23 protein-coding genes are annotated in these 23,989 nt (G+C 38.6%); 8 read left to right on the top strand and 15 right to left on the bottom strand.

What is annotated here, in order from left to right; all coding sequences use genetic code 11:
* Positions 1-11 precede the first annotated feature (11 nt).
* From HC176_RS05150 to HC176_RS05140, 3 genes are read right to left on the bottom strand one after another with little or no spacing between them, the layout of a single operon-like run.
* Positions 12-494 (bottom strand): toxin-antitoxin system YwqK family antitoxin, encoded by a 483-nt coding sequence (locus tag HC176_RS05150; protein WP_245234840.1) that lies wholly within the window; start codon positions 492-494, stop codon positions 12-14.
* The gene (locus HC176_RS05145; protein WP_167917104.1) at positions 494-2,068 is read right to left on the bottom strand and encodes a 4Fe-4S binding protein; all 1,575 of its coding nucleotides are present in this window, start codon (positions 2,066-2,068) and stop codon (positions 494-496) included. The genes HC176_RS05150 and HC176_RS05145 overlap by 1 nt, the downstream gene beginning before the upstream one ends.
* 12 nt (positions 2,069-2,080) lie before the next feature.
* Entirely contained in the window at positions 2,081-3,394 is a 1,314-nt protein-coding gene (locus HC176_RS05140; protein WP_167917103.1) for an NAD(P)/FAD-dependent oxidoreductase, read from the bottom strand.
* A gap of 190 nt (positions 3,395-3,584) precedes the next feature.
* Between HC176_RS05140 and HC176_RS05135 the strand changes: the two genes are divergently transcribed.
* The 6 genes from HC176_RS05135 to HC176_RS05110 are packed head-to-tail and all read left to right on the top strand — an operon-like array spanning position 3,585 to position 9,345.
* Positions 3,585-4,298 carry a DUF547 domain-containing protein gene (locus HC176_RS05135; RefSeq protein ID WP_167917102.1) on the top strand — a complete coding sequence of 238 codons (714 nt, stop codon included), beginning with the start codon at positions 3,585-3,587 and terminating at the stop codon, positions 4,296-4,298.
* Positions 4,299-4,323: 25 nt separating this feature from the next.
* Positions 4,324-5,238: a hypothetical protein gene (locus HC176_RS05130; RefSeq protein WP_167917101.1), complete on the top strand. Its 915-nt coding sequence runs from the start codon at positions 4,324-4,326 to the stop codon at positions 5,236-5,238.
* A gap of 40 nt (positions 5,239-5,278) precedes the next feature.
* Positions 5,279-6,280 carry a glycoside hydrolase family 113 gene (locus HC176_RS05125; protein WP_167917100.1) on the top strand — a complete coding sequence of 334 codons (1,002 nt, stop codon included), beginning with the start codon at positions 5,279-5,281 and terminating at the stop codon, positions 6,278-6,280.
* Complete coding sequence (locus tag HC176_RS05120) at positions 6,264-6,998, top strand: hypothetical protein (RefSeq protein ID WP_167917099.1); 735 nt, start codon at positions 6,264-6,266, stop codon at positions 6,996-6,998. Before HC176_RS05125 ends, HC176_RS05120 begins: the two co-directional genes overlap by 17 nt.
* Positions 6,998-8,245 (top strand): POTRA domain-containing protein, encoded by a 1,248-nt coding sequence (locus tag HC176_RS05115; RefSeq protein ID WP_167917098.1) that lies wholly within the window; start codon positions 6,998-7,000, stop codon positions 8,243-8,245. The genes HC176_RS05120 and HC176_RS05115 overlap by 1 nt, the downstream gene beginning before the upstream one ends.
* A gap of 2 nt (positions 8,246-8,247) precedes the next feature.
* Positions 8,248-9,345 carry a serine hydrolase domain-containing protein gene (locus tag HC176_RS05110; RefSeq protein WP_167917097.1) on the top strand — a complete coding sequence of 366 codons (1,098 nt, stop codon included), beginning with the start codon at positions 8,248-8,250 and terminating at the stop codon, positions 9,343-9,345.
* A gap of 16 nt (positions 9,346-9,361) precedes the next feature.
* On the opposite strand, the gene HC176_RS05105 is transcribed toward HC176_RS05110, so the two are convergent.
* Positions 9,362-12,814: a pyruvate carboxylase gene (locus HC176_RS05105; RefSeq protein ID WP_167917096.1), complete on the bottom strand. Its 3,453-nt coding sequence runs from the start codon at positions 12,812-12,814 to the stop codon at positions 9,362-9,364.
* A gap of 141 nt (positions 12,815-12,955) precedes the next feature.
* On the opposite strand from HC176_RS05105, the gene HC176_RS05100 reads away from it, so the two are divergent.
* Positions 12,956-13,687, top strand: a complete 732-nt coding sequence (locus tag HC176_RS05100) for a metallophosphoesterase family protein (protein ID WP_209309665.1) — start codon at positions 12,956-12,958, stop codon at positions 13,685-13,687.
* Here the strand turns inward: HC176_RS05100 and HC176_RS05095 are convergent.
* From HC176_RS05095 to HC176_RS05045, 11 genes are all read right to left on the bottom strand, one after another.
* Entirely contained in the window at positions 13,684-14,406 is a 723-nt protein-coding gene (locus HC176_RS05095) for a TIGR04283 family arsenosugar biosynthesis glycosyltransferase (RefSeq protein ID WP_167917095.1), read from the bottom strand. The genes HC176_RS05100 and HC176_RS05095 overlap by 4 nt on opposite strands.
* Positions 14,407-14,415: 9 nt before the next feature.
* A complete protein-coding gene (locus tag HC176_RS05090; protein ID WP_167917094.1) occupies positions 14,416-15,117 on the bottom strand; it encodes a DUF547 domain-containing protein in 702 nt (233 codons plus the stop codon).
* Positions 15,114-16,001, bottom strand: a complete 888-nt coding sequence (locus HC176_RS05085; protein WP_167917093.1) for a sterol desaturase family protein — start codon at positions 15,999-16,001, stop codon at positions 15,114-15,116. Before HC176_RS05085 ends, HC176_RS05090 begins: the two co-directional genes overlap by 4 nt.
* Before the next feature lie 8 nt (positions 16,002-16,009).
* A complete protein-coding gene (locus HC176_RS05080) occupies positions 16,010-17,185 on the bottom strand; it encodes an MFS transporter (protein ID WP_167917092.1) in 1,176 nt (391 codons plus the stop codon).
* A 10-nt stretch (positions 17,186-17,195) separates the two neighbouring features.
* Positions 17,196-18,164, bottom strand: coding sequence for an arsenosugar biosynthesis arsenite methyltransferase ArsM (gene arsM / locus HC176_RS05075; RefSeq protein WP_167917091.1), 969 nt, complete (start codon positions 18,162-18,164; stop codon positions 17,196-17,198).
* A 103-nt stretch (positions 18,165-18,267) separates the two neighbouring features.
* The gene (locus HC176_RS05070) at positions 18,268-19,080 is read right to left on the bottom strand and encodes a purine-nucleoside phosphorylase (RefSeq protein ID WP_167917090.1); all 813 of its coding nucleotides are present in this window, start codon (positions 19,078-19,080) and stop codon (positions 18,268-18,270) included.
* Complete coding sequence (locus HC176_RS05065; RefSeq protein ID WP_167917089.1) at positions 19,073-19,702, bottom strand: TIGR04282 family arsenosugar biosynthesis glycosyltransferase; 630 nt, start codon at positions 19,700-19,702, stop codon at positions 19,073-19,075. Before HC176_RS05065 ends, HC176_RS05070 begins: the two co-directional genes overlap by 8 nt.
* Positions 19,703-19,711: 9 nt before the next feature.
* Positions 19,712-20,764 (bottom strand): arsenosugar biosynthesis radical SAM (seleno)protein ArsS, encoded by a 1,053-nt coding sequence (gene arsS / locus HC176_RS05060; RefSeq protein WP_167917088.1) that lies wholly within the window; start codon positions 20,762-20,764, stop codon positions 19,712-19,714.
* A gap of 22 nt (positions 20,765-20,786) precedes the next feature.
* Positions 20,787-21,122 (bottom strand): arsenosugar biosynthesis-associated peroxidase-like protein, encoded by a 336-nt coding sequence (locus HC176_RS05055; protein WP_167917087.1) that lies wholly within the window; start codon positions 21,120-21,122, stop codon positions 20,787-20,789.
* Positions 21,123-21,469: 347 nt separating this feature from the next.
* On the bottom strand, positions 21,470-21,634 hold the full coding sequence (locus tag HC176_RS05050) for a hypothetical protein (protein ID WP_167917086.1): 165 nt from the start codon (positions 21,632-21,634) through the stop codon (positions 21,470-21,472).
* 49 nt (positions 21,635-21,683) lie between these two features.
* Positions 21,684-22,826 (bottom strand): acyl-CoA dehydrogenase, encoded by a 1,143-nt coding sequence (locus HC176_RS05045; protein WP_167917085.1) that lies wholly within the window; start codon positions 22,824-22,826, stop codon positions 21,684-21,686.
* A 93-nt stretch (positions 22,827-22,919) separates the two neighbouring features.
* On the opposite strand from HC176_RS05045, the gene HC176_RS05040 reads away from it, so the two are divergent.
* Entirely contained in the window at positions 22,920-23,984 is a 1,065-nt protein-coding gene (locus HC176_RS05040) for an anhydro-N-acetylmuramic acid kinase (protein WP_167917084.1), read from the top strand.
* The last annotated feature ends 5 nt before the right edge of the window (positions 23,985-23,989 follow it).

Here is a 23,989-nt window from a genome sequence, read left to right as displayed (position 1 = left end):
GCGTAATGATACTATAATAAATCACTTAAGCTGTTTTCCTTTTTGAATGATGCAAGAGATGTCCATTCTTTAAGTTTTTTACCCGCTTTGTATTTTGAAGCTGAAACAAGTTTTTCGTTGTTGTACTTTAGACAATATCCATTTTTTTGGTTGTTATATAACTGGCATTTGTGGTTTATTTGTCCTTTATCATCGTAAAATAACCACCAGTTAGTTTTTTTTCCATTAAAAAAATGCCCTTCTACTTTCAAAGTGCCTTTTTTTGTATAGAATTTCCAAAATTCATGCCTTTTTCCGTTTAGAAAGTGCCCTTGATTTTTAATGTTACCATTAGGATAGTAAAATTTCCAGTAATTAACTTTTTGGTGGTTTTCAACCCATCCTTCAGATGTTAAATTATGGTTAGCATCATAATTCCTTTGATATGCTTTTTGCGTATGGCCGTAAACTCCTAAAAGCAGAAAAGCACTAATGACTATCATGGATTGCTTCATTAGGAATATTTATTTTGGTTTACTAAATCCATCAAATCGACATCGTTGCCTAATAAAATATCATTAGAATTGATGCGTCCATTCATACTGTCGTTTTCCAGTTTTAAAACGCCACGCGGACAAACCGCCGAGCAAATGCCACAGCCCACGCAACTGGAGCGTACAATGTTTTCGCCTTTTTGGGCGTAGGCTCGCACATCAATACCCATTTCGCAATATGTTGAGCAGTTTCCGCAAGAAATGCACTGTCCGCCATTGGTGGTTATCCTGAATTTTGAAAACATACGTTGCTGAAAACCGAGAATTGCGGCCATCGGGCAACCAAAGCGACACCAAACCCGATTGCCAAAAATAGGGTAAAATCCCGTGCCGATTACTCCCGAAAAAATAGCTCCGATAAAAAACGAATAGGTAGAGCGCAGTGTTTCAGCTTTAAATAAAAACAGTTTGGTTTGCGAACTGAATAGGTGAATGACAATTAAAGCGATAATAATTATAAAATAGCCAATGGCGCCGTATTTGGCATCTTTACCTAATTCATGACGTTTAAATATCATGGTTAATACAAAAATTAGGGTTAAAAATCCAGCGACTAAATACAAAAAAACATCGCGGGTAAGCCAGTATTTTTTAGGGTCGTAGCCCAAATAGGTATAAATCACAGCAGTGGTCATCACCACCACAAAAACCAAAACGCTGTGTATTACCCATCGTTCAATGTTCCAAGCAAAAAGGCTTTTGTCGCTTAATTGCCTAAAGGAGTCGCCTGCTGTTTCGGCTAGTCCGCCACAACCACAAACCCAAGAGCAATACCAGCGTTTGCCATATTTATAAGTGAGAATAGGGGTAATGACGAAAATGGAAACCACTCCAAAAATAAGCATAGTCAAACCAATAGTTCCTGAATTTATAAACGCGTTGACGCGGTACTGTTCAAAATTATAATAGTTGAGTGGCCAAATATTTTTAAGGTCGTAGTACGGTAAATCAGAATTCATCACGTACATAAATTCTGGTATTAAAAAGGCAAAGGCCAGTTGGAAGAACATCACCGAAACGGTTCGGAGTTGTTCGTACCGATTATGGCGGTATTTCAAAAGAAACTTATATCCAAAAATTAAAATGGCTATGGTATAAAGCGTGCCATAAACGAACCACTGGCTCGCCGGACGGCCACTAAGTAATTCGCTCAAGGGGTCGAATAGGGCAATGAGTCCTTTGTTGGGTTCGTCTGAAGCGGTTTGGCCCAAATACTCCGGGTAAAAATATAGCACAATGTAAAACCCGGTAAGCAAAATGCCTAAAACCCAAGCCAATACACCACGCGAAGAGATGGACTTAAACCAGACGGCATCATTTTTTATGCCTTTCGATTTTGATAAATACAGGTTGTTTGAAAAAATAATAGTGCCAATTGAAATAAGCCCTAACGATAGCGCTAAAAGTAAACTTTTATAGGGGATATTCATGCCAAACAGAGTCAATGCTAAAATAAACAGCCCAATGGAGCCAGTAAAAACAGCAAGCTTTTGTTTTGTTGATAGATGATTTATTTCGGGTTTGGTTAAAGCCATTGCAGTTCTGTTTTAAAAAGTGGTTGCTGTTAGTGAGCTGTTATTGTAAGCCAATAAAATGGCTTTTTCGTATCGTTTGTAAAACTCGGGGTCAAAATTAGCTTCCGCTAAATGTTTAATAACAAAATCAACATCGCGCTTTTCGTTGAGCCATTTGTTGAATGTTTCGTGTCGCATTCGGATACCGAAAGTATTTATACCTAAAAATGCATTGGTGTTTTTGTTGTAGGCAACGGTGATGCATTTGGTGTCATCGTCATGTTTCCAATGGAAATGAGCTTCGTAATCTGGCCTGCCTTTACTGCCGTGTACCCAGCCGTAAGTTTGGTATTCAATATCAAAAAACTTGGCTGAGTTGAACCAGTGCCCAGGGTTATAAGGCATGCGGTTGCCGCAAATGGTTTGTGCCAAGGTTTCCCCCATCATGCGGCCGGTGTACCATACTGCTTCAATAGGGCGGCGGTTACCAATAGCTTCACGTTGTTCGGCACAATCGCCAATAGCATAAACATCTTCGATATTAGTTTCCAAGTATCGATTCACTTTTACGCCCTTGCCTGTTTCTATTTCAGTCGATTTTAAAAAGTCGATATTTGGTGATACTCCCGCTGTTAAACCTACCACATCGCAAGCGATTTCTTCACCGGTTTCTTCGATGATAACCGATTTTACCTTTCCGTTTTCGTCTGCTTTAATTTCCTTTAAATTGGTGCTTAACCGTAAATCGATATGGTGATTTTTTATGTGCCGGTTAATCATTTGGCTTTCTCCGTTGGGTAACACACCATTCCAAAAACTAGACTCACGTACCAAAAACGTAACGGGAATCTTTCGCGAACTCAACATTTCGGCAAGTTCGATGCCAATCAATCCGCCGCCAACAATAACGGCACGTTTGCACACTTTGTTATTAGGGGCGTAGTGCTCTAAACTTTTCAAGTCCTGTTTATGGTAGAGCCCCATAACCCCTTTTAAGTCTTGCCCCGGCCAGCCAAATTTGTTGGGTTTACTGCCTGTGGCGATAATCAGTTTATCGTATTTTAAAGTGTCGCCTTCAGAAAAATGCAAGGTTTTAGTTGAGGTTTCAACCGTTTTAACATAGGCTTTTTTAAGCTCGATGTTGTTTTTTTTCCAAAACCAATTTTCATAGGGTTGCGTGTGCTCAAACTTCATGTGCCCCATATACACGTACATGAGTGCTGTACGAGAGAAAAAATAATCTGTTTCGGCAGAGATAATGGTTATTTCAGTATCAGAAAGTTTTCTAATATGCCGTGCAGCCGTAACGCCCGAAATACCATTTCCTATGATAACAATGTGCTCCATTTTTTTTTAATTATGAGAGTTGAGTCGAAACTAAAGATAATAACTTAATTGTTGAGGGTTTAATTTAGAATAGATATAAATTGATGCTTTTTTGTAAGGATTGCCAAATAACGGGATGTTGAAAAAATATTTTTTTTTGAAAGTTTCTCATCAAGATGCAGACTTAGTTCAAGTAAAAAAATAATTTATTATGAAAAAATATACTTTAATATTGGCTGTTTTCTTTATGGCCTTTTCGGTAAACGGCCAAGACTTAGATGCTTTTTTTAACAAGGCCGATGCTTTTTTGAAAGCTAACGTATCTAATGGTTTGGTTGCTTACAAGAAAATACATGATAACCCTGAAGCCCTTTACAACTTGTTGAATTTAGCAGAGGGTATAGCTGTAGATAAAACCGACGCAAAAAACTATCAAGCATTTTGGATTAACGCTTACAACCTTTCAGTAATAAAAGGTATAATTGAAAATTATCCAACCAATTCACCTTTAGCAAATGCTGGTTTTTTTGATAAAGTTAAACACAATATTGGCGGAAAAAATATAACGCTAAATGATATTGAGCACAAATTATTACGTGCCCAATTTAATGATGCTCGTTTTCATTTTGTATTAGTTTGTGGTGCCATTGGTTGCCCGCCATTAATTAGTGAAGCGTATTTACCTTCTACGTTAAATAAACTAATGGATACGCAAACAAAAAAAGCTTTGAATGGTGATTTTTTAATGGTGAATATTAAAAAGAAACGTGTAGAGGTATCACAAATAATGGAGTGGTACAAAGAAGATTTTACTATGAATGGCACTACTGAAATAGACTTTATAAATAAGTACAGAACCGAAAAAATACCAGCTAATTTCAAAATAAAATACTTTGAGTATAACTGGCAACTTAATAAACAATAATCAAAAAAAATAATTATACATACACATGAAAAAACTAATAACCATAGTATTTGTGGCTTTAGCATTTACTGCTTTTTCACAAGAAGAAAACCAAGAAAATAAAGGTAGTGTTATACAAACTTACACACCATCAAAACTTTTAAAAAAGGGACAATGGGATATTAAGTGGTTTAATAATTTATACACCCAAACCAAAGCCGCCGATGAAAATGGTGATGTTACCAAAAACCTTAGCAGAGAAACCTATTTTACTTCAACTTTAGATGCATTTACAGGCGTTTCAAAAAATAGTAAACTTAACGTAGGTGTTATTTTAGAGTTTCGTTCAAATGTAGTGGGTGATAGAAGTGCACTTGATGTTTTTAAATTTGATGGTGAACGTGGAACCGCTCGTTCTGGTTTAACATCTATTGCGCCGGCAATAAAATTTAATCCGTTAAAAAATGTGTCAAACTTCACTATTCAAACAGCATTACATATTCCTTTAGTAGGTAATGAAACTGAAGATGGTGTGTTTTTTGACCAAAAAGGATTCATTTTTCAAAATAGATTCTTTTATGATTATACCTTTGGAAGTGGCGATTGGCAAATTTTTTCAGAATTAAACACAGAGTTTAACTTTGGAAAAGAAGATGTATACACTCCAGATTTTTCAACCTCTTTAGAAGGTAGTTTTGCAAACAACAGTTTACGTTTAACACCGGGTGTATTTTTAAGTTATTTTCCTAGTAATAAATTTACAGTTTTAGCATTGGCACAACACTCGCAGTTGCTAGATTTAGGTAATGATTTCTCTCAAGATTTTACAGCCGTTGGTGGTGGTGCAAAATACCAATTAACCAATGTTTTAAATATAGAAGCACTTTACACCAACTTTGTAAGAGGTAAAAGCTCTGGGTTAGGGCAAACGTTTAATATAGGTTTGAGAGCCTTGTTTTAGGGATTAATTAATAGTAATTTAGGAGCTGTATATTTTTAAAATGAAAACATATAAGCTCCTAATTTTATTGCTGTTGCTACAATCTTGCACAGCACAAGTTGAAAAAATAAATGGTGTTAGTTTTGTAGCTTCTAGAAATGCTGTGAATGAAAAACATGTTAGTCCGGTTGTAAAACTAAATGCTAATTATGCGGCTGTAATGCCTTTTGGCTTTGTAAAAAGTTTAAACAGTACAACGTTAACTTATAACACCAATAAGCAATGGTTTGGTGAAACCGCAAAAGGTGTAAAACAATATGTTGAAACACTACAAAAACATCATATAAAAATAATGATAAAACCTCAAATTTGGGTTTGGCATGGTGAGTTTACGGGGTTTATTAAAATGACTTCGGAAGAAAATTGGAAGGCTTTTGAAACATCATATTCAAAATTTATTTTAGAATACGCCGCTTTAGCCGAAGAGGTAAATGCCGATATTTTTTGTATTGGAACAGAATTAGAAACATTTATAAAAAACAGGCCTAACTTTTGGTTTCAGCTTATAAAAAAAATAAAAACGGTTTACAAAGGAAAATTAACCTATGCAGCCAATTGGGATGAGTTTAAACGCACACCGTTTTGGGGCGAGTTAGATTTTATAGGTATTGATGCTTATTTCCCGGTAAGCGATGTTAAAACGCCAACTTTTGAAGATGCTATGGAAGGTTGGAAAAACCATTTGCCAGAAATTAAAGCAAAGCAAAAGGCATTTAATAAACCAGTGTTGTTTACAGAGTTTGGTTACCGAAGTGTAGATTTCTCAGGGAAAGAACCTTGGAAAAGTGAACGAAGTATGCAGGGAGTTAATTTGGAGGCACAAGTAAATACCACAAAAGCACTTTTTGAAACCTTTTGGCATCAAGATTGGTTTGCTGGAGGTTTTGTTTGGAAATGGTTTATAAATCATGAACAGGTTGGAGGTGAACAAAACCATATGTTTACACCACAAAACAAACCTGTTGAAAAGATTATAAAAAGCTACTATGAAGCGTTTAAATAGTTTATGGTTTTGCATTATATTGATTGTGTTTGGTGCTTGTTCAAATGAAGATGTAAATACTGAAAACACTTTGGCCCAGTACATAAAAGACAAAAATATTGAAGTAGGAGGCGTTATAGCATGTGCTGCCAGTGATAAAACAACGGGAGACATATTTGCCTTTTTTTATCCTGAACCAGGAGCAACAAACATTAAATATTATGAAACTGAAAATTCTAATTTTGATAAAAATGATTATGGGAGTTACTTTGAAGTAAAACATCCTATTGTTCCTGTGTTTAATGGTTATTTAGGTAGGTTTACACATAATGCGCAACATGAAAAATGGATAATTGTAACTTTTGAGCTTGATGGGGACATTAAAATTTCAAACCCTATTCGTTCAAAACAATTATCAAAACCTACACTTTGGAATGGTGCTGTTACAATAGAACAATCGCAATCAACCATGCCATTTTTTTACTGGGTTGATAACCCTGTTGGCGATAACGCTATTTATTTCCAAGTGGTAACAGATGATGAAAATAATTTGCTGTCTGGCACTTATACTCATGAAAACACATTTCAGTATTATAACACAAGCAATGTAATTCTCAATGTCACCCGTAATACACCGCCCAACTTAATAATCGGCAATACATATAATTTTACTTTAATGGATGTAAGTAAAGATAATTGGGTTAATTGGGTGGTTGAAAAAACATTTGAAGCGAAATAATGAAAAAATATTTAGCTTTTATATTTTTACTTTTGAGTGTCACTTTTCAGGCACAGAATATACATGATGTTAAAATACAGGGCAATAAAAGATTAAAAACATCATTTATAAAAAAAATAAGCATTCTAAAGGTTGGCGATAAATTAGATACTTTACAGTTAAACCAAGATATGCTTCTGTTAAAGCGTTTGCCTTCAATATCTAACGCGTCTTACCAAGTTTTAGCTACCAAAGACAATATGTATACAGTAATTTATGATATTGTTGAGAATATTACTCTTATTCCTTCGGTAAATGTTTATACTACAAATGATGATGAGTTTGCCTATCGTTTAGGGTTGTATGAATTTAACATGTTTGGCCGGAACATCATGGTAGGAGGATTCTATCAAAAGGATATCTATAGCTCTTATGCTATCAACTTTAGGGCGCCTTATTTGTTTTCAAACCAGTTAGGAATGGCTCTAAATTTTCAGGATTTAACAACACAAGAGCCCGTTTTTTTTGATGATAAAGGCGTTAATTATAAATACCGAAATAAGTCCATGGAAATCATGGGGTTGTATCAAATAAATGTGGAAAACAAGTTGGAACTTGGGCTGAACTATTTTGTGGAAGATTACAGGTTTAAAGGTGAAAATATCAATAATAGGCCAGAGTTAAATGTGCACAAATGGTTGGCTAAAGGTATTTTTGATTACAATAAATTAGATTATTTCTATCAATACGTTTCTGGAATAAGAAACCAGTTAAATGTGCAATACGTGACCTCTACCAACGATATGCTGCCTGATTTTTTTATTGGCTGGAACGATTTTTTCTATTTTAAGAGACTGGGAGAAAAAGGAAATTGGGCAACAAGGGTTCGTATAGGGCTTTCTTCAAACGACGAAACCCCTTTTGCTCCCTTTTCTGTAGATAACAATTTGAATATTAGGGGTGTTGGCAATACCATTGATAGAGGAACGGGAGCCGTTGTATTAAATACCGAGCTAAGGCATACAATTATTCAAAAAAACTGGTTTGTATTGCAGAGTAACGTTTTTATCGATGCTGGATCTTGGAGGAATCCTGGCGGTGATTTTGATGATTTTGCAAACTCAGATAACGTAAAGTTTTACCCCGGCCTTGGGGTCAGATTTATGCACAAGAAAATTTATAATGCTATTTTTAGAATAGATTATGGCTATGGTATAAGTAAAAATGCCAGTAGAGGTTTTGTTTTTGGTGTTGGCCAGTATTTTTAGATATGATAAAAGCGTTTTTTTTGGTTATAACTACATTTTGTGCCATTTGCTTGTTTCCAGGTAAATCTGTTGCGCAAAGTCAATCATTAAATAGGTTTAAAAAAGCAGAACGTGTTTTAGAAAGCATGGTGCGCAAACGAAAGGTGCCTGGAATGGCAATAACGGTTTCTAAAAATCAACAAGTGGTATGGTCTAAAGGTGTTGGTTTTGCAGACATTAAAAAAAAAATACCCATTAGTTCAGAACATACTGTTTTTAGAATTGGCAGTATTTCAAAGCCTATAGCAGCAATTGCTTTACTGAGGGGAGTAGAAAAAGGCTTAATAGCCCTAGATAGTTCAATATATAAGTATGTGCCCTATTTTCCCAAAAAACAATATGATATCACCGTTAAACAGTTGGGTACGCACACGTCTGGAATTAGAAGCTATAAGGGAAATGAATTTAAAAGTAATAAGCCCCTTAGTATAAAGGAAGGGATATCCTTTTTTCAAAATAGTTCGCTTGGGTTTAAACCAGGTACAAATTTCATTTACTCCAGCTATAACTGGAATTTAATTTCACTGGCCATAATTGAGCAAGCTAATGTTGCTTTTGAAGATTTTGTAAAGACAGAGGTGTTATTGCCTTTTAGGATGGAACAAACCTTTGCTGATAAGAACCAAAATTTAAGAGGAAAAGCTGTTTTTTACCAAAAGAAAGGCAGAAGAAGATTTAAGCCAGTTGAAAAGGTGAACAACTATTTTAAGTTGGCCTCTGGAGGGTTTTTGTCAACAAGTCAAGATATTAATGCTTTTGGAAATGCCTTGTTAAAAATGTTATCGGTTAGTCCCAACCGCCTAAAAGAATTTACAACTGCACAAAAAATAAAAATCAACAAAGCATTAACTTCTACCTATTATGGTGTTGGTTTTCAAGTGAGCAATGATTCTTCTGGCCGTCCTTATTTTGGGCATATAGGAAATGCATTAGGGGGTTATGGTGTTTTTTATGTATATCCAGAAACTAATGTGGTTGTCTCAATTCTGGCAAATTGCTCAAATCCCAATTCCCAAAAAATGTACGACAAGCTTATAAACAAAATATTTGAAGTTTTGTGAACTAACAACTAATTTGTCATTCCAAAACCATAACTAAATCATCAGCATTCACCATAATACCGGGTTTTAAAACTAATTTTTTAACTGTGGCATCGGCGTTAGCCGTAATGGTGGTTTCCATTTTCATGGCTTCGATAATAAATAATGGTTGATTTTTGGCTACCTTTTCACCACGTTTCACTAAAATAGTGGAAAGCATGCCCTGTAGCGGAGCGCCAATTTCATTGCTGTCCGCCTTATCGATTTTAACGTGTTCTACTTTGTCCACTTTAACCGATTGGTCTTTAATTTCAACACTTCTGCCTTGTCCGTTCAGTTTAAAATACACGGTAACCATTCCGTCGCTGTTGGGTTGCCCAACAGATTCTAATGTAATGAGTAAGCGTTTCCCACGATCTACTTCAACAATAATTTCTTCGCCTATTTCCATGCCGTAAAAGAAATTCTTGGTGGGCAGGTTCATTAAATTATCATATTTCAAATGCTTGTTGTAGGCGTCGGTAAATACTTTTGGATATAATTGATAGGATAGAAAATCGGTATAATCAATATTTCTACTTAAATCCTGTTCGAATATTTTTTTGAAATCTTCATATTCCTTTTTCAAATCCAACGGTGGCATGTGCTCGTTGGGTCTGTCAGAATACGGCTTTTGGTCTTTTAAAATGATTTTTTGTAAATCTTTTGGAAAGCCGCCAACAGGCTGACCTAAATCGCCTTTGAAGAAATCGACCACCGACTGTGGAAATGACAGGCTTTCGCCTTTTTCCAAAACATCTTGAATAGTCAAGTTGTTGCTTACTAAATATTGCGCCATATCGCCAACCACTTTCGAGCTGGGCGTTACTTTAACAATGTCTCCGAACAATTGATTAACGTCACTATACATTTGGGTGATTTCATGGAAACGATCCTCCAAACCAAGTGCTCTGGCCTGTGGTTTTAAATTGGAGTACTGTCCGCCGGGAATTTCATGCTTAAATACTTCACCCGATCCCGCTTTTAAGCCCGATTCAAAAGGATAATAATATTCCCTAACCGTTTCCCAATAATTGGAATATTCATTTAAAGAATCGATGTTAATATCACTAGCACGCTCCTGGAATTTCAACATTTCCACTACCGAATTGAAATTGGGCTGCGAGGTTAAGCCCGAGAGACCGCCCAAGGCCACATCAACCACGTCAACACCAGCCTCAATAGCCTTTAAATAGGTAGCTGATTGAATGGATGAGGTATCGTGGGTATGCAGATGCACGGGGATATTCAATTCCGATTTTAGTGCCGAAATGAGTTCAAAAGCAGCATAAGGTTTCAATAAACCGGCCATATCTTTCACGCCTAAAATGTGGGCGCCAGCATTTTCGAGGTCTTTGGCTAGACTCACGTAATATTTTAAATCGTACTTTTTGTTGTCGGGATTTAAAATATCGTTGGTGTAACAAATAGAGCCTTCGGCCAAACCTTGCGTGCGGGTACGAACGTGTTCTATACAGGGGGCGAGCGATTTCATCCAGTTTAAGGAGTCGAAAATGCGGAATACATCAACGCCATTTTCCCAAGAATGTTCCACAAACTCACCAATCAAATTATCGGGATAGGCTTTGTAACCGACACCGTTAGAACCACGAATAAGCATTTGAAGTAGCAAATTGGGCATGGCTTTTCGTAATAAGCGTAAGCGTTCCCAAGGGTTTTCTTGAAGAAAACGCAAGCACACATCGAAGGTGGCACCGCCCCAAACTTCCATACTGAAAATGTCGGGATGGTTTTTGGCATAGCCTTCGGCTACCTTTAGCATATCGAAAGTTCGCATGCGGGTAGCCAACAAACTTTGGTGGGCATCGCGCATCGTGGTATCGGTAAAATGGACTTTCTTTTCATTTTTTAACCACTCGGAAAACTTGTCAGGACCTAATTTGGTCAAAAGGTTTTTTGTGCCTTCGGGATAATCAGAATAGGTGTCAAACTTGGGCGCTTTGGGCTTTACAAAAGTCTTGTTCGGATCCACTTTTTTAACATCCGGATTGCCATTCACAATAATATCGCCTAAATAAGTGATTAATTTTGTTGCACGGTTTCTTGGGGCTTTAAATTGGAATAAATCGGGGTTTTGCTTGATGAAATTAACCGTAACCTGACCTTGCCTAAAGGTGTTGTGCTTTAAAATGTTATCGAGGAAAGGCATGTTGGTTTTAACACCACGGATTCTAAATTCGGCCAGTGCCCGGCGTATTTTTCTGCTGGCACCGTCTAAAGTTCGGCCATGAGCCGTAACCTTTACCAACATAGAATCGAAAAACGGCGAAATTTTGGCGCCTTGGTAAATGCTTCCGGCATCAAGTCGAATTCCGAAACCCGATGCGCTGCGGTAGGCTAAAACCGTTCCGTAATTGGGTTTAAAATCGTTTTGAGGGTCTTCAGTGGTTACACGGCATTGTAGCGCATAACCGTTTATTTTTAAAGATTCTTGGTTGGCGATTTTTATTTGCTCATCGCTCAATTTATACCCGCCAGCGATAAAGAGTTGGGTTTTTACCAAATCGATATTGGTAATCACCTCGGTTACCGTGTGCTCCACTTGAATTCGAGGGTTCACCTCAATAAAATAGATGGAATCGTCGTCATCCACCAAAAACTCCACGGTACCAATATTGTTGTAATCAACAGCGGTACAAATTTTAATGGCGTAGTCGTAAAGGGCCTGTTTGGTTTCTTCTTTTAAACCGTATGATGGCGCAAATTCAATCACTTTTTGGTAGCGACGTTGTACCGAGCAATCGCGTTCAAAAAGATGAACGGTATTACCATGGCTATCGGCTACAATCTGTATTTCAATATGCTTTGGATTTTCAACAAATTTTTCGAGAAAAACGGTGTCGTCGCCAAAAGCATTTAGGGCTTCTCGTTTACTTTCGGTGTACGCCTTTTTCAATTCGTCAACATTCCTAATCACACGCATGCCGCGTCCGCCGCCACCAGAAGCCGCTTTCAGCATAATGGGGTAGCCTATTTTTTTTGCTTCAGCAATGGCCGTATCAACATCAACCAAATCTTTTTCGTTGCTTTTTATAATGGGAATGTTATTGGAAATAGCTACTTCTTTGGCTGTAATTTTATCGCCCAAAGCTTTTAAAACGGATACTTTCGGGCCGACAAAAACAATACCGTTGTCTTCACAGGCTTGTGCGAATTTTGCATTTTCAGAAAGAAATCCGTAGCCCGGATGAATGGCATCAACACTATTTTCAATGGCAATTTTTATAATCGCATTAATATCCAAATAAGGTTTTAGCGGCTCGTTATCTTCACCTATTTGATAGGACTCGTCGGCTTTGTAACGATGCAGAGAATAACGGTCTTCGTAGGTGTAAATGCCCACGGTTTTTATGTTGATTTCGGTGCAGGCTCTAAAAATTCTGATAGCAATTTCGCCGCGGTTGGCCACTAAAACTTTTTTTATTTTCATACGATGCGTGTTAGTTTGTCATTAAATATAGTGCTTAAAATACAAATTTCAACAGGTGTATGTCAACCATTTAAACTTAATTTAATATTCCACTTGACTATTTTGGTGGTAAACCCTTAGCTTTGCTGAAAACAAAATATTATGCGGGTATTAGCAATTGGAGATATTCATGGCGGACTTAAAGCTTTGGTTCAGCTTCTAAATAAATTGGAAATTAAGGATGGCGACACGCTTATTTTTATGGGCGACTATGTAGATGGTTGGAGCGAGTCGGCACAGGTGATTCAGTTTTTAATTGAACTTTCTGAGAAAATCAATTGTATCTTTATAAAAGGAAACCACGATGTGTGGTGCGAGGAATGGTTGCGAGACGGAAGCGTGGATATGACTTGGTACATCCATGGTGGAAAAGAAACCATGGAAAGCTATTCTGGTTTTTCAAAAGAGGATAAACAAAAGCATTTAGCTTTTTTTGAAAACCTAAAAATGTATCATTTGGATAATAAAAACCGCTTGTTTCTACACGCTGGTTTTACTTCGATGCATGGGGTTGAAAAAGAAGTGTTCCAAACCACATTGTATTTTGATAGAACGCTTTGGGAAATGGCCTTGACCATGGATAAAAGTATTGAAAGGGATTCTGAATTGTTTCCAAAACGACTGACCCATTACCACGAAATTTATATTGGCCACACGCCAACCACAAACTTTGGTGTTGAAAAACCCATGAATGCCACAAACGTATGGAACGTTGATACAGGCGCAGCTTTTAAAGGTAAATTAACAGCCATGGATGTCGAAACTAAAAGCTTTTGGCAAAGTGATAATTTGCCTTGTTTGTATCCCAACGAAAAGGGAAGAAACAAGGACTAGTTGTTTGTTGAAAGGTGACGTTTATAATGTTGGTAAAGCTGATTAGCATCAGCACCAAGCCATTTTTTGATGTAAATAGACCAATAGAGGTATTGCACTTTCCAGATGCTGTGCTTGCGGTACATTCTGGCTGAAGTTTTCAGTTTTTTATTGATGACGACAAACTGCTCCCTTTCATAAAGCGCGTTGATTAAAATGTTGTCTTCGTAAATCACGTAGCGCTCATCAAAACCGCCTATGTCATTAAACAGTGATTTAGTGATAAACTGACTTTGGTCGCCTCCGCGGCAAGCCCGCCAATTGAACTGCGTGAGCCAACTCGCCAATTGTAGCCACCAATGGTTGCTGTCGAATTGCATTCTAAAACATCCCGCTGGGTTGCCTTTTTTTATTTCATCAACTATAAATTGGTCGAAATATTTGGGCGGAAAAGAGTCGGCATGCAAAAAATAAAGGATGTCGCCTCGCGCGTGCTGTACGCCGTAATTCATTTGTTTGGCACGACCTTTTTCTGAATGTAAAAGCGTTAATCTAATTTTAGTGCCGTTATTTTCAATGAATGAACGGACAACTTTTTCTGTGCCGTCGGTACTGCCGCCATCTACAATTATAATTTCGAAATGGGTTTTGTTTTTTACGTTTTTAGCCAAATAATCTAATAATTGGCCAATATGGGCTGCTTCGTTTAAAACAGGAATAATGGTTGAAATGAGGTGCATATTGTAAATTTACTCATTTAAAGTCCAATTGTAGTCTTTGTATTTAATTTTTGCAGCTTTTGAAATAGTAGTTTCAGTGTATGGGCTTATAAATTCAATTAAAGAGCCGTTTTCTTCAAAATCCTTTTTAAACCATTTAAAGATTTTTGAAAGTTCCAAGTGCTCTTTAGAGATGACATTCTTTTCAGGGTCGTTTAAAAATGTTTTAGTCGCATGGGTGAATTGTTCATCCAAGCGGGAAGGAACAAAAGCTTCATTTTGTAGTTTCGGACAAGAGTGCGAGGCGCAAACAATAGCAAAATGGATGCGAGGTTCGCCCATTTTACGTAAAATGTCATGTTCAATATGGTTCAGTGAAAGTAACTTTCCGTTAATGGGAATAAATTTTTGGTCCCACGGATGTTTAAGGTCTTTAATGCTTTTTATGGGGTAATTGTCAATAATCAATTTGATGGTAAAGGCATTGTAAGCGTTAATCCAATAGGCTAAGGTTTCGTTTTTAGGCCACGATTCCGTAGGATGCGCTTTTGAAAATTCAGCTAAATATTGGTTTAAAACATTGGGGTTAGCTTTTATGGTACTGTAGTTTACGTTTCCACCTTCCGAAACATGGGCTTGTAAGAGTTCTGAAAATTTACTGTGGTCAAAATGTTGTGCTTGGGCAAATAACCCAAAAGAAATTGCAAAGCCAATCAGTAATCTTTTAATCATTGTTTTTTTGTGAATGGAAACAACTCTTGTTCCATAAATTTTTTTGGGAAATTATGGTCGCCTTCAAAGCCCAATTCAATGTCTTTTCCGCTATACGGCAAATAGTCGGTTTTAAAGAGGTAATCCCAAATACTCAAGGTTAGTCCGTAATTTACACCATACCTAACATGTTCGGGCAAAGCTTTAGCGTGGTGCCAAATGTGCATTTTCGGGTTGTTGAAAATGTATTTAAAAATGCCGTAATCCCAACCTAAATTAGCGTGGTTTAGATGGCCAATGGTAATGGCAAAAAAGTGGACTATTGCGACATCTTGCGCATCAAAACCGCCGATGAGGGCAATGGGAATATAAAGTGCCGATTTGTAAACCACGGGTTCCATCCAATGGTAGCGTAAATGTGCTGCAAAGCCCATTTGTTTCACCGAATGATGCACTTTATGAAATTCCCATAAGAAAGGCACGCGGTGTAAAAGGTGGTGGGTATTCCATTGAACAAAATCGGAAACTAAAAAGAAAATGAGCAACCCCAGCCATTTGGGTAGTGTATCCACATCAAAAAGTTGAACGTTGGAAATGCTCAATCCAAAAACACCTAAAATATCATTAAACATATGTTCGGCCGTGTTCGATAAGGCTATGAGGACAATAAGGTTCAGTAAAAAGAAATTGAAAAACATGTAAAAGGTATCGAGCCAAAAATCTTTTCTGAAAATGGCTTGGCTTTTTCGCCACGGAAAGATGATTTCCAACAGCCAAACGGCTAATGAAATGATAATTAACCCATAAAAATAATTGTCCCAATGGTTTGGGAAGAATATCTCGTTTTTTAGATAATTCCAGTATCCTTTGTAAGCGTTCAAAATAATTTCAATATACCTTTCCATAGTGCTCATTAGCCTTTTAAGGCTTTGTTTTTCACCAATGAAATCACTCCAAAAACGGGGCCAATGGCTAAAATGCTGAATATATAAATGGAGACATAGGATTCAAGAAAAACAGTGGTTAGTTGAATGCTCACTATGGTAATGCAATATCCCATGCAATTTACTATGGTAAGCGCGGTGCCTTTTTTATCGGGGGTTGCGTTTTGGGCGATTAACGTGGAAAGTAGGGGCGAGTCCATAATAACCACGATGCCCCAAAATAATAAGACAACAATAAGTAAAGTGTTTGATGCTGCTGAAAATATAAAAGGCGAAACCAAACAGCATAATCCTGAAACCGAAAGTGCTGCGATACTGATGTTTTTAGCACTGAACTTTTCAGATAAAACCCCTCCTAAAACACAGCCCAAACTGCCAATGCCTATTATAAAAAACGCCCAAAACGAAACGTCTAAGTCATTTTTGAATTGAGAGTTGTAAAACTTTAAAACCAACGGAACAAAAGCCCAAAAGGTATAAAGCTCCCACATGTGCCCAAAGTAACCAAAAGCTGCCGAACGGAATGGTTTGTTTCTAAAAATGGAAACAAAGGAAGTCAAATCAAGGGTTTTGCTAGGTAATCTATTTGGGCCATCGGGGACCAAAGTGAAGATTAAAGAGCCGCCAACAACTGATAGTGCAGAAGTACCTAAAATAACGGCGTACCAGATATTGGGATTTGTAAACTTACTTAATAGATGCGGAAATGCAGTGCCTAAAACGAGGGCGCCGACTAAAAAACTGAGCGATTTCCCGAGGCCTTTTTCAAAATAATCGGCTGCAATTTTCATCCCTACAGGGTAAATTCCTGCCAAGAAAAAGCCCGTTAAAAAGCGAAATATAATTAAGCTCGTTAAAGTGTTTTCAGGCCAACATATGCCCAAGTTGAAAAGTGCGCCAAGAATGGCCGAACCAAAAAATACTTTTGAGGGCGAAAACCTATCGGAAATAGTAAACACGGCAAATGTTAATGTGCCCACAATAAACCCAAACTGTATGGCCGAGGTTAAATGGCCTAAGGCGTTTTCGTTCAGGTTAAATTCTGAAATCATATTTTTTATCACACCATTGCTCGCGAACCAAAGTGAAGTGCAACAAAACTGAGCTAAAACAATTAAAGCTAATGTTTTTTTGGAGCTAGGCATGGTTTAAAGTTTAGCAACATCCACCACCATCATAATGGAAAGTAGATTCACTAATAAAAATATCGTCCCTATTTAATGCCGCTAAAGCACCCGCAGTTTTGTCGCACACCGCTAAGGGTTGGTTTTTTAATAAAACGTGTCCTTTTTTGTCGTCAAAATAATCGTCCGAGCCAAAATAGATGGCTGCTTTTCCGGTAAACACGCAGGGGCCATCTTCGGGCATGGGGTCTTTTATAGCTGCCACTTCAATGGATTCGATATAAATCAACTCGTCTGTTGGGTAGTTTTTCGGGTCGAGAATACGATAAGGCTTACGGGCACGGATTTCAATAGTGCCAAAACCTGCATCGGTAAGCATTGTTACGTAGTCGGCAATAGGTAAACTGCCACTTAGACACAGGGCACGTAGCCTTTCGTCGTTGCGAAGGGTTTCGTTCATGGGTTGTTCGCAAGTGGGGTCGCTCATTACCAATTTGCCATGTGGTTTTAAAACGCGGTACATTTCGGCAATGGCTTTTTTTAAGTCATCGGTTTTAAAAATATTGAATAGGCAGTTTTGAGCAGCCACGTCGATGCTGTTGTCTTCAACGGGAAGGTTGAGTGCATCGCCTTTTTTTAAATCGACAAACTCGCTTTTAAACCACGGATTAAGTTCTTCGGCCTCAACAAAATTCTTACGGGAAGCTTCCAGCATTTCATCAACTACATCAATGCCAACAACACCGTTTTTTGTTCGGTTGAAATAAGCGAACTGAAGCAATTCCATACCGCCACCCACACCTACATAAAGCATCTTAGGGTTATTCGATAAATCTCTGGCATGAACCGTTGAGCCGCAGCCATAGTTCATTTCTTGCATGATTTTCGGAATTTTTAATCCGGGCAATTCCCAAATAGGGTTGGTGGTACAGCACAGCCCAACGTCTGGGGTTAGTGCGGCTTCTTTGTAAACGTTGTGGGTGGTTTCTAGGTAGCTCATTTGTGTTGTGTTGGTCATTCGGCGTAGCCTGCACTGAGCGCAGTCGAAGTGTGGCAATCTTTTTAATAAATTCCTTCACTTGGTTCGGAATGACGCTAAGATGTTAAAGTGTTTCTATTAATGCTTTAAATAATGTTACCATTTGCGGCTCTGCTTTTTCTGCACTGGCAATAATGTCTTTTATGTCAACGGGTTTCAGGTTGTCTGGGTCGCATTCATCGGTTAAAACCGATACGGCTGCTACCCTTAAGTTTAAATGGTTGGCCACAATAATTTCTGGAACGGTACTCATACCCACGGCATCGGCACCAATGATTTTTAGCATGCGGTATTCAGCACGGGTTTCCAGTTGAGGCCCCACGACACTGGCGTACACGCCTTCGTGCAACGTGATGTTGTTGGCTTTGGCGATGTCTTTAAAAGTGGCATTGATTTTGGCATCGTAAGGCGCACTCATATCAGTAAAGCGCTCGCCCAAAAGGCTCACCCCTTTAAAGGCCAATGGCGAACTGCCCTGAAGATTAATATGGTCTTCAATAAGCATCAATTCACCTTTTTTGAAGTTGAGGTTTATGGCGCCAGCAGCATTGGATACCAAAAGTGTTTTAATGCCCAATTTTTCCATGATGCGAACGGGAAAGGTTACGTCCTGCAAGGTGTAGCCTTCGTAAAGATGAAAGCGGCCTTGCATCACCACTACTTTTTTTCCAGCTAAAACACCGTAAATGAGTTTGCCTTTATGAAATTCGACAGTGGCTGTTGGGAAATTGGGAATGTGGTTGTAGCTGACCTCTTTAATAATTTCTACCTCGTTGATGAGTTGCCCCAGACCGGTACCGAGAATGATTCCGATTTCGGGGCTTTTAAAGCCTCTATTTTGCAAGTAATCAACGGTTTCTTCTATAAACTTAATCATGGATTTGCTTGATTTTTTCTTGTAATGTGTTGTTGTTTTGATAAAATTTTGAAGCCACTAAATCTTCAAAAGTATCAATGTCGTTTAAGGTTTCTAAAGTAGTAAAACTTATGGTTTGTTGCTTTAATTCGGTTGTGGTTTCTGCTAAAAGTTGCGGTTGGCTCCATGGTTTGTTTTCAAAAATGCAGCGGTGCATGTTGCTGAGTCCAATCAGGTAATAGCCGCCATCTTCGGCAGGGCCAAAAACGGCATCTTGTTTCTTTAATTTATCGAAAGCTTGCTGGGTGTGTTTTTTAGAAATATCGGGTAAATCGGAACCAATGAGTACTATACGTTCATATCCTTCTGAAAAGCCCTTTTGAAAGGCATTGTACATGCGTTCGCCCAAATCTTTACCTTGTTGAATAGTTTTTAAAAATCCATTCCAATTGGAACTTTCAATGTGTTTTGAAAAATGAATTTGAATGTCGGCATCCAAATGTTTTACCGCTTTTTCAGTCACTTTAAGCAGTTCAGAATAAACGGTTAAAGCGGCTTCATCTCCAATGGTTCGTGCCAATCGAGTCTTCACTTTGCCAAGTTGGGTGTTTTTTACAAAAACAATAACTAATTCTTTGTTCATACTTCAAAATTAAGCTACCGAACCTTGGCAACTGCTTCCGGCGCCAGCAGTGCAACCGTAGCAGTGTTGTGAAATAACAATGTTACGGCCTTCCAAAATATCTTCATTGAAATCTGAAATGTGCTTCACCTTACTGTTTACGGGTAATTCCAACATTTGGTTAAAATCACAATCGTATAAATAGCCGTCCCAACTTACGGAAAGGGTGTTTGTGCACATCACGTTTTTTACCGCAGCCGGATTGTAAGCCTCAACCAAAGCGTACATATAATCTTCGTAGTTTTCAGAAGCAATCAAATAGTCCAAAAATCTGGAAATAGGCAGATTGGTGATAGCGAATAAATTATGGAATTGAATATTGAAATCTTCCAACAAAGCTTTCTTAAAATCTTTTTCCATCGAGGTCTGGTTGGCCGGCAAAAAAGCACCCGATGGATTGTATACCAAATCTAATCGCAAAGCACTATCGGGCATGCCGTAACCTACATCGTTCAGCATTTTTAAGGCTTCGATGGAGGCGTTGAAAACCCCATCGCCGCGCTGTTTGTCGGTTTTGCCACGAGTCCAGTGAGGCATCGAGCTCACTATGTGTACATTGTGTTTTTTAAAAAAATCGGGTAAATCGTAATATTTTTTATTGGCCCGGATAATGGTGAGGTTGGAGCGTACAATAAAATCTTTTATGCCGGCTTTTGAAGCTTCTTCAACAAACCATCTAAAATTGGGATTCATTTCTGGGGCACCGCCGGTTAGGTCTAAAGTATGTGCGCCCGTATTTTTTATAACTTCCAAGCACTGTTTCATGGTATGGCACGTCATGATTTCCTTGCGATCGGGTCCAGCATCAACGTGGCAATGGGTACAAACTTGGTTGCACATATAGCCCACGTTAATTTGAAGGATTTCCAGTTTTTTGGCTTTTAGCGGAAACTGGTTCGTCTCGGCAATTTTATTTTTAAAAGTAGGCAAATCGCCGTTTTGGAAAATGCCGTTCGATAGGATTTCCAACTGTTTGTTGCTTTTGGCTAAATCGCTGTTGCGCTTGTGTAGGGATTTGATCATATTTCAATTTACGACATACGATTTACATATCTAACTTATTCACTTTATTCATCATTTGCACACCGTGCACCAGCGATGCGCCACCTTTAATGGCCGCGCCAACGTGCAGGGCTTCCATCATTTCTTCTTTGGTAATGCCACGTTGCAGTCCGTCTTGCGTGTAAGCATCGATACAATAGGGGCATTGTTCGGTGTGCGCCACAGCAAGGGCGATTAATGATTTTTCGCGTTCGGTGAGTGCGCCTTCTTTAAAAACCGAGTTGTAATATTCGAAGAATTTTTCGCCCAACTCGGGACTCCACTCGCTAATTTTTCCGAATTTTTTTAAATCGGAAGGGTCGTAGTATGTTTTTTGCATGGGTTAGTTTTTTAGACTAAATATATAAATATGTAGACAATAGGTCGGCAGTTTTAGAAAGACTTAACAGAAACGGGTGGTTTTTTGCTATTTTGAATTTAGAAAGAAGGGAGCGGTTGAACTTGTTTTAAGTCTTATAGCTTTAGAAAACAACAGGTTGTCGGTTTTGTTTTATAACTTTTTTATGCTGCTGAATTCATAGAAATCTTAAAAGGCATAACTGTTGTCGTTTTTCGTTTTCAGAATACCGCTTACGGCGCCTTCTTTACCATGCGTGATAATGCGCTCCAGAATGAGTTCTTTGGTCTTGGCAGCTTCCATGGTTTTAAGTTCTTCCGTAAAATGGGCTATGCCTTTAATGGTTTGTCGCCAACAATCTCCCAAACGATGTCGTCTGTGGCACTTTCAATCAAAATTTTGGAATGACCTTGGGCAAAAGCAATGTTGATGTCTCTTAAGAATTCTTGCTTTGGGGAGTTGCCGCAACTTGCTATGGTGGTGATTTTGGTCATTTTTTGTTTTGGTTTAAAAAACTTTGCACATTCAATAATTCTTAAATTCTTATTCCCGAATCAAACTCCGCGAAATCACAATTTTCTGTATTTCAGAAGTGCCCTCATAAATCTGGGTGATTTTAGCGTCGCGCATCAGGCGTTCTACGTGGTATTCCTTAACAAAACCGTTGCCACCGTGTATTTGTACGGCCTCAACGGTGTGGTCCATCGCTACTTGCGAGGCATATAGTTTAGCCATGGCACTGCTTTTATCGTAGCTCTGGCCTTGGTCTTTATCCCACGCCGCTTTCATTACCAGCATTCGGGCAGCCTCAATATCGGTATACATATCGGCCAACTTAAACGCAATGGCTTGGTGGTTACAAATTTCTGTGCCAAAGGCTTTGCGTTGTTTCGAATATTTAAGGGCGAGTTCGTAAGCGCCGCCGGCAATACCCAAAGCCTGTGCCGCAATGCCAATGCGCCCGCCAGAAAGGGTTTTCATGGCAAACCGGAATCCCGAACCGTTGGGGCCAATGCGTTGCGTTTTCGGAATTTTTACATCATTAAACTGAAGTGTATGCGTGTCGCTTCCTCTGATGCCCAATTTATCTTCTTTCGGACCAATGTGAAACCCTTCGGTGCCTTTTTCAACAATAAAAGCGTTGATGCCGTGCGAGCCTTTGTCGCGGTCGGTTTGCGCAATCACGATATATACATCGGCGCGCCCGCCGTTGGTAATCCAGTTTTTGGTGCCATTAATGAGATAGTGGTCGCCTTGGTCGATAGCCGTGGTGCGTTGTGAAGTGGCATCGCTGCCCGCTTCAGGTTCACTTAAACAGAAAGCGCCCACAAATTCGCCAGTGGCCAGCTTAGTGAGGTATTTCTCTTTTTGCTCTTCGGTGCCATAGGCTTCCAAACCGTAGCATACCAACGAATTGTTTACCGAAACAATCACCGAGGCCGAAGCATCTACTTTTGATAGCTCTTCCATAATCAACACATATGAAATCGTGTCCATACCGCTGCCGCCGTATTTCGGGTCGACCATCACGCCCAGAAAACCCAAATCGCCCATTTTTTTGACTAATTCCTTTGGGAAATGCTGTTTTTCGTCGCGTTCAATAACGCCGGGCAGTAATTCGTTTTGGGCAAAATCGCGGGCGGCATCACGAATTAGTTTATGTTCTTCGGAAAGGTTGAAATTCATAATTGATAAAATTTTTGCGTTTTCACTGAAAATTATCTGTAAATATAACTTTTTGTTGTTAATTGTTCAATCGCTTTGTTATTTTTGTCGGGTATGGTAAATAATGAATATCACGTTGTAGGGGTGATGTCTGGCACCTCGTTGGATGGCATCGATTTGGTTGAGGTCAAATTTTATTTTGATGGGTTGTGGCGTTTTGAAATGCTGACTTCAGAAACGCTTCCGTACCCTGAAAAATGGCAGAAAACATTAGCGACGTTAGTGTCGTGCTCAATGGAAGAACTGTCTAAAATTGATGCCGATTACACCGGATATTTGGCGGGTGTTATTAAAACATTCATACAAAAACATAAAATAGAAAACCTTGACGCGGTGTGTTCGCACGGGCATACGGCATTGCATCAACCCGAAAAAAAACTCACACTTCAAATTGGGAATCTTCCTAATTTGGCGAAATTGTTGAACGAAACGGTGGTGTGCGATTTTAGGGTGCAGGATGTGGAGCTGGGCGGACAGGGCGCACCGTTGGTTCCTATTGGCGACCGATTGCTGTTTTCGGAATATGATTATTGTTTGAACTTGGGCGGTTTTGCAAATATTTCCACCGAAATTCATGACGAACGGATTGCTTACGATATTTGCCCCGTAAACATCGTGTTGAACCACTATGTTCGAAAATTAGGTTTTGAATATGACGACGGTGGAAAAATCGCTTCAACAGGAAACATAAATACTTCGCTTTTAAAAGATTTGAATAGGCTTCAGTTTTATGCTGAAAATCCACCGAAATCTTTGGGTTTGGAATTGGTGAAGAAAGAAATCCTCCCCGTAATTGATGGTTATAATTTAGAAATAAAAGATATTCTGAGAACGGTTGTAGAGCATATCGCCATTCAAATCACTTCAGAAATCACTTCAAAAAAAGAAGCCACCGTTTTAATTACCGGGGGCGGTGCTTACAATCAATATTTAATTGGCAGAATCCGTTCGCTTTCCAATCAAAATATAGTCATTCCCAAAAAGAAGTTGGTCGAATTTAAGGAAGCGCTCATTTTTGGGTTTCTGGGGGTGTTAAAACTTCGCAACGAAATCAATTGCCTAAAAAGCGTAACGGGAGCTTTTAAAAACCACAGTTCAGGTAAGATTTTTTGGCCTTAAAACTT

The organism is Tamlana crocina (genome assembly GCF_012037625.1).
The sequence above is the reverse complement of the archived record's forward strand: the minus strand, read 5'-3'. Positions and strand labels throughout refer to the sequence as shown.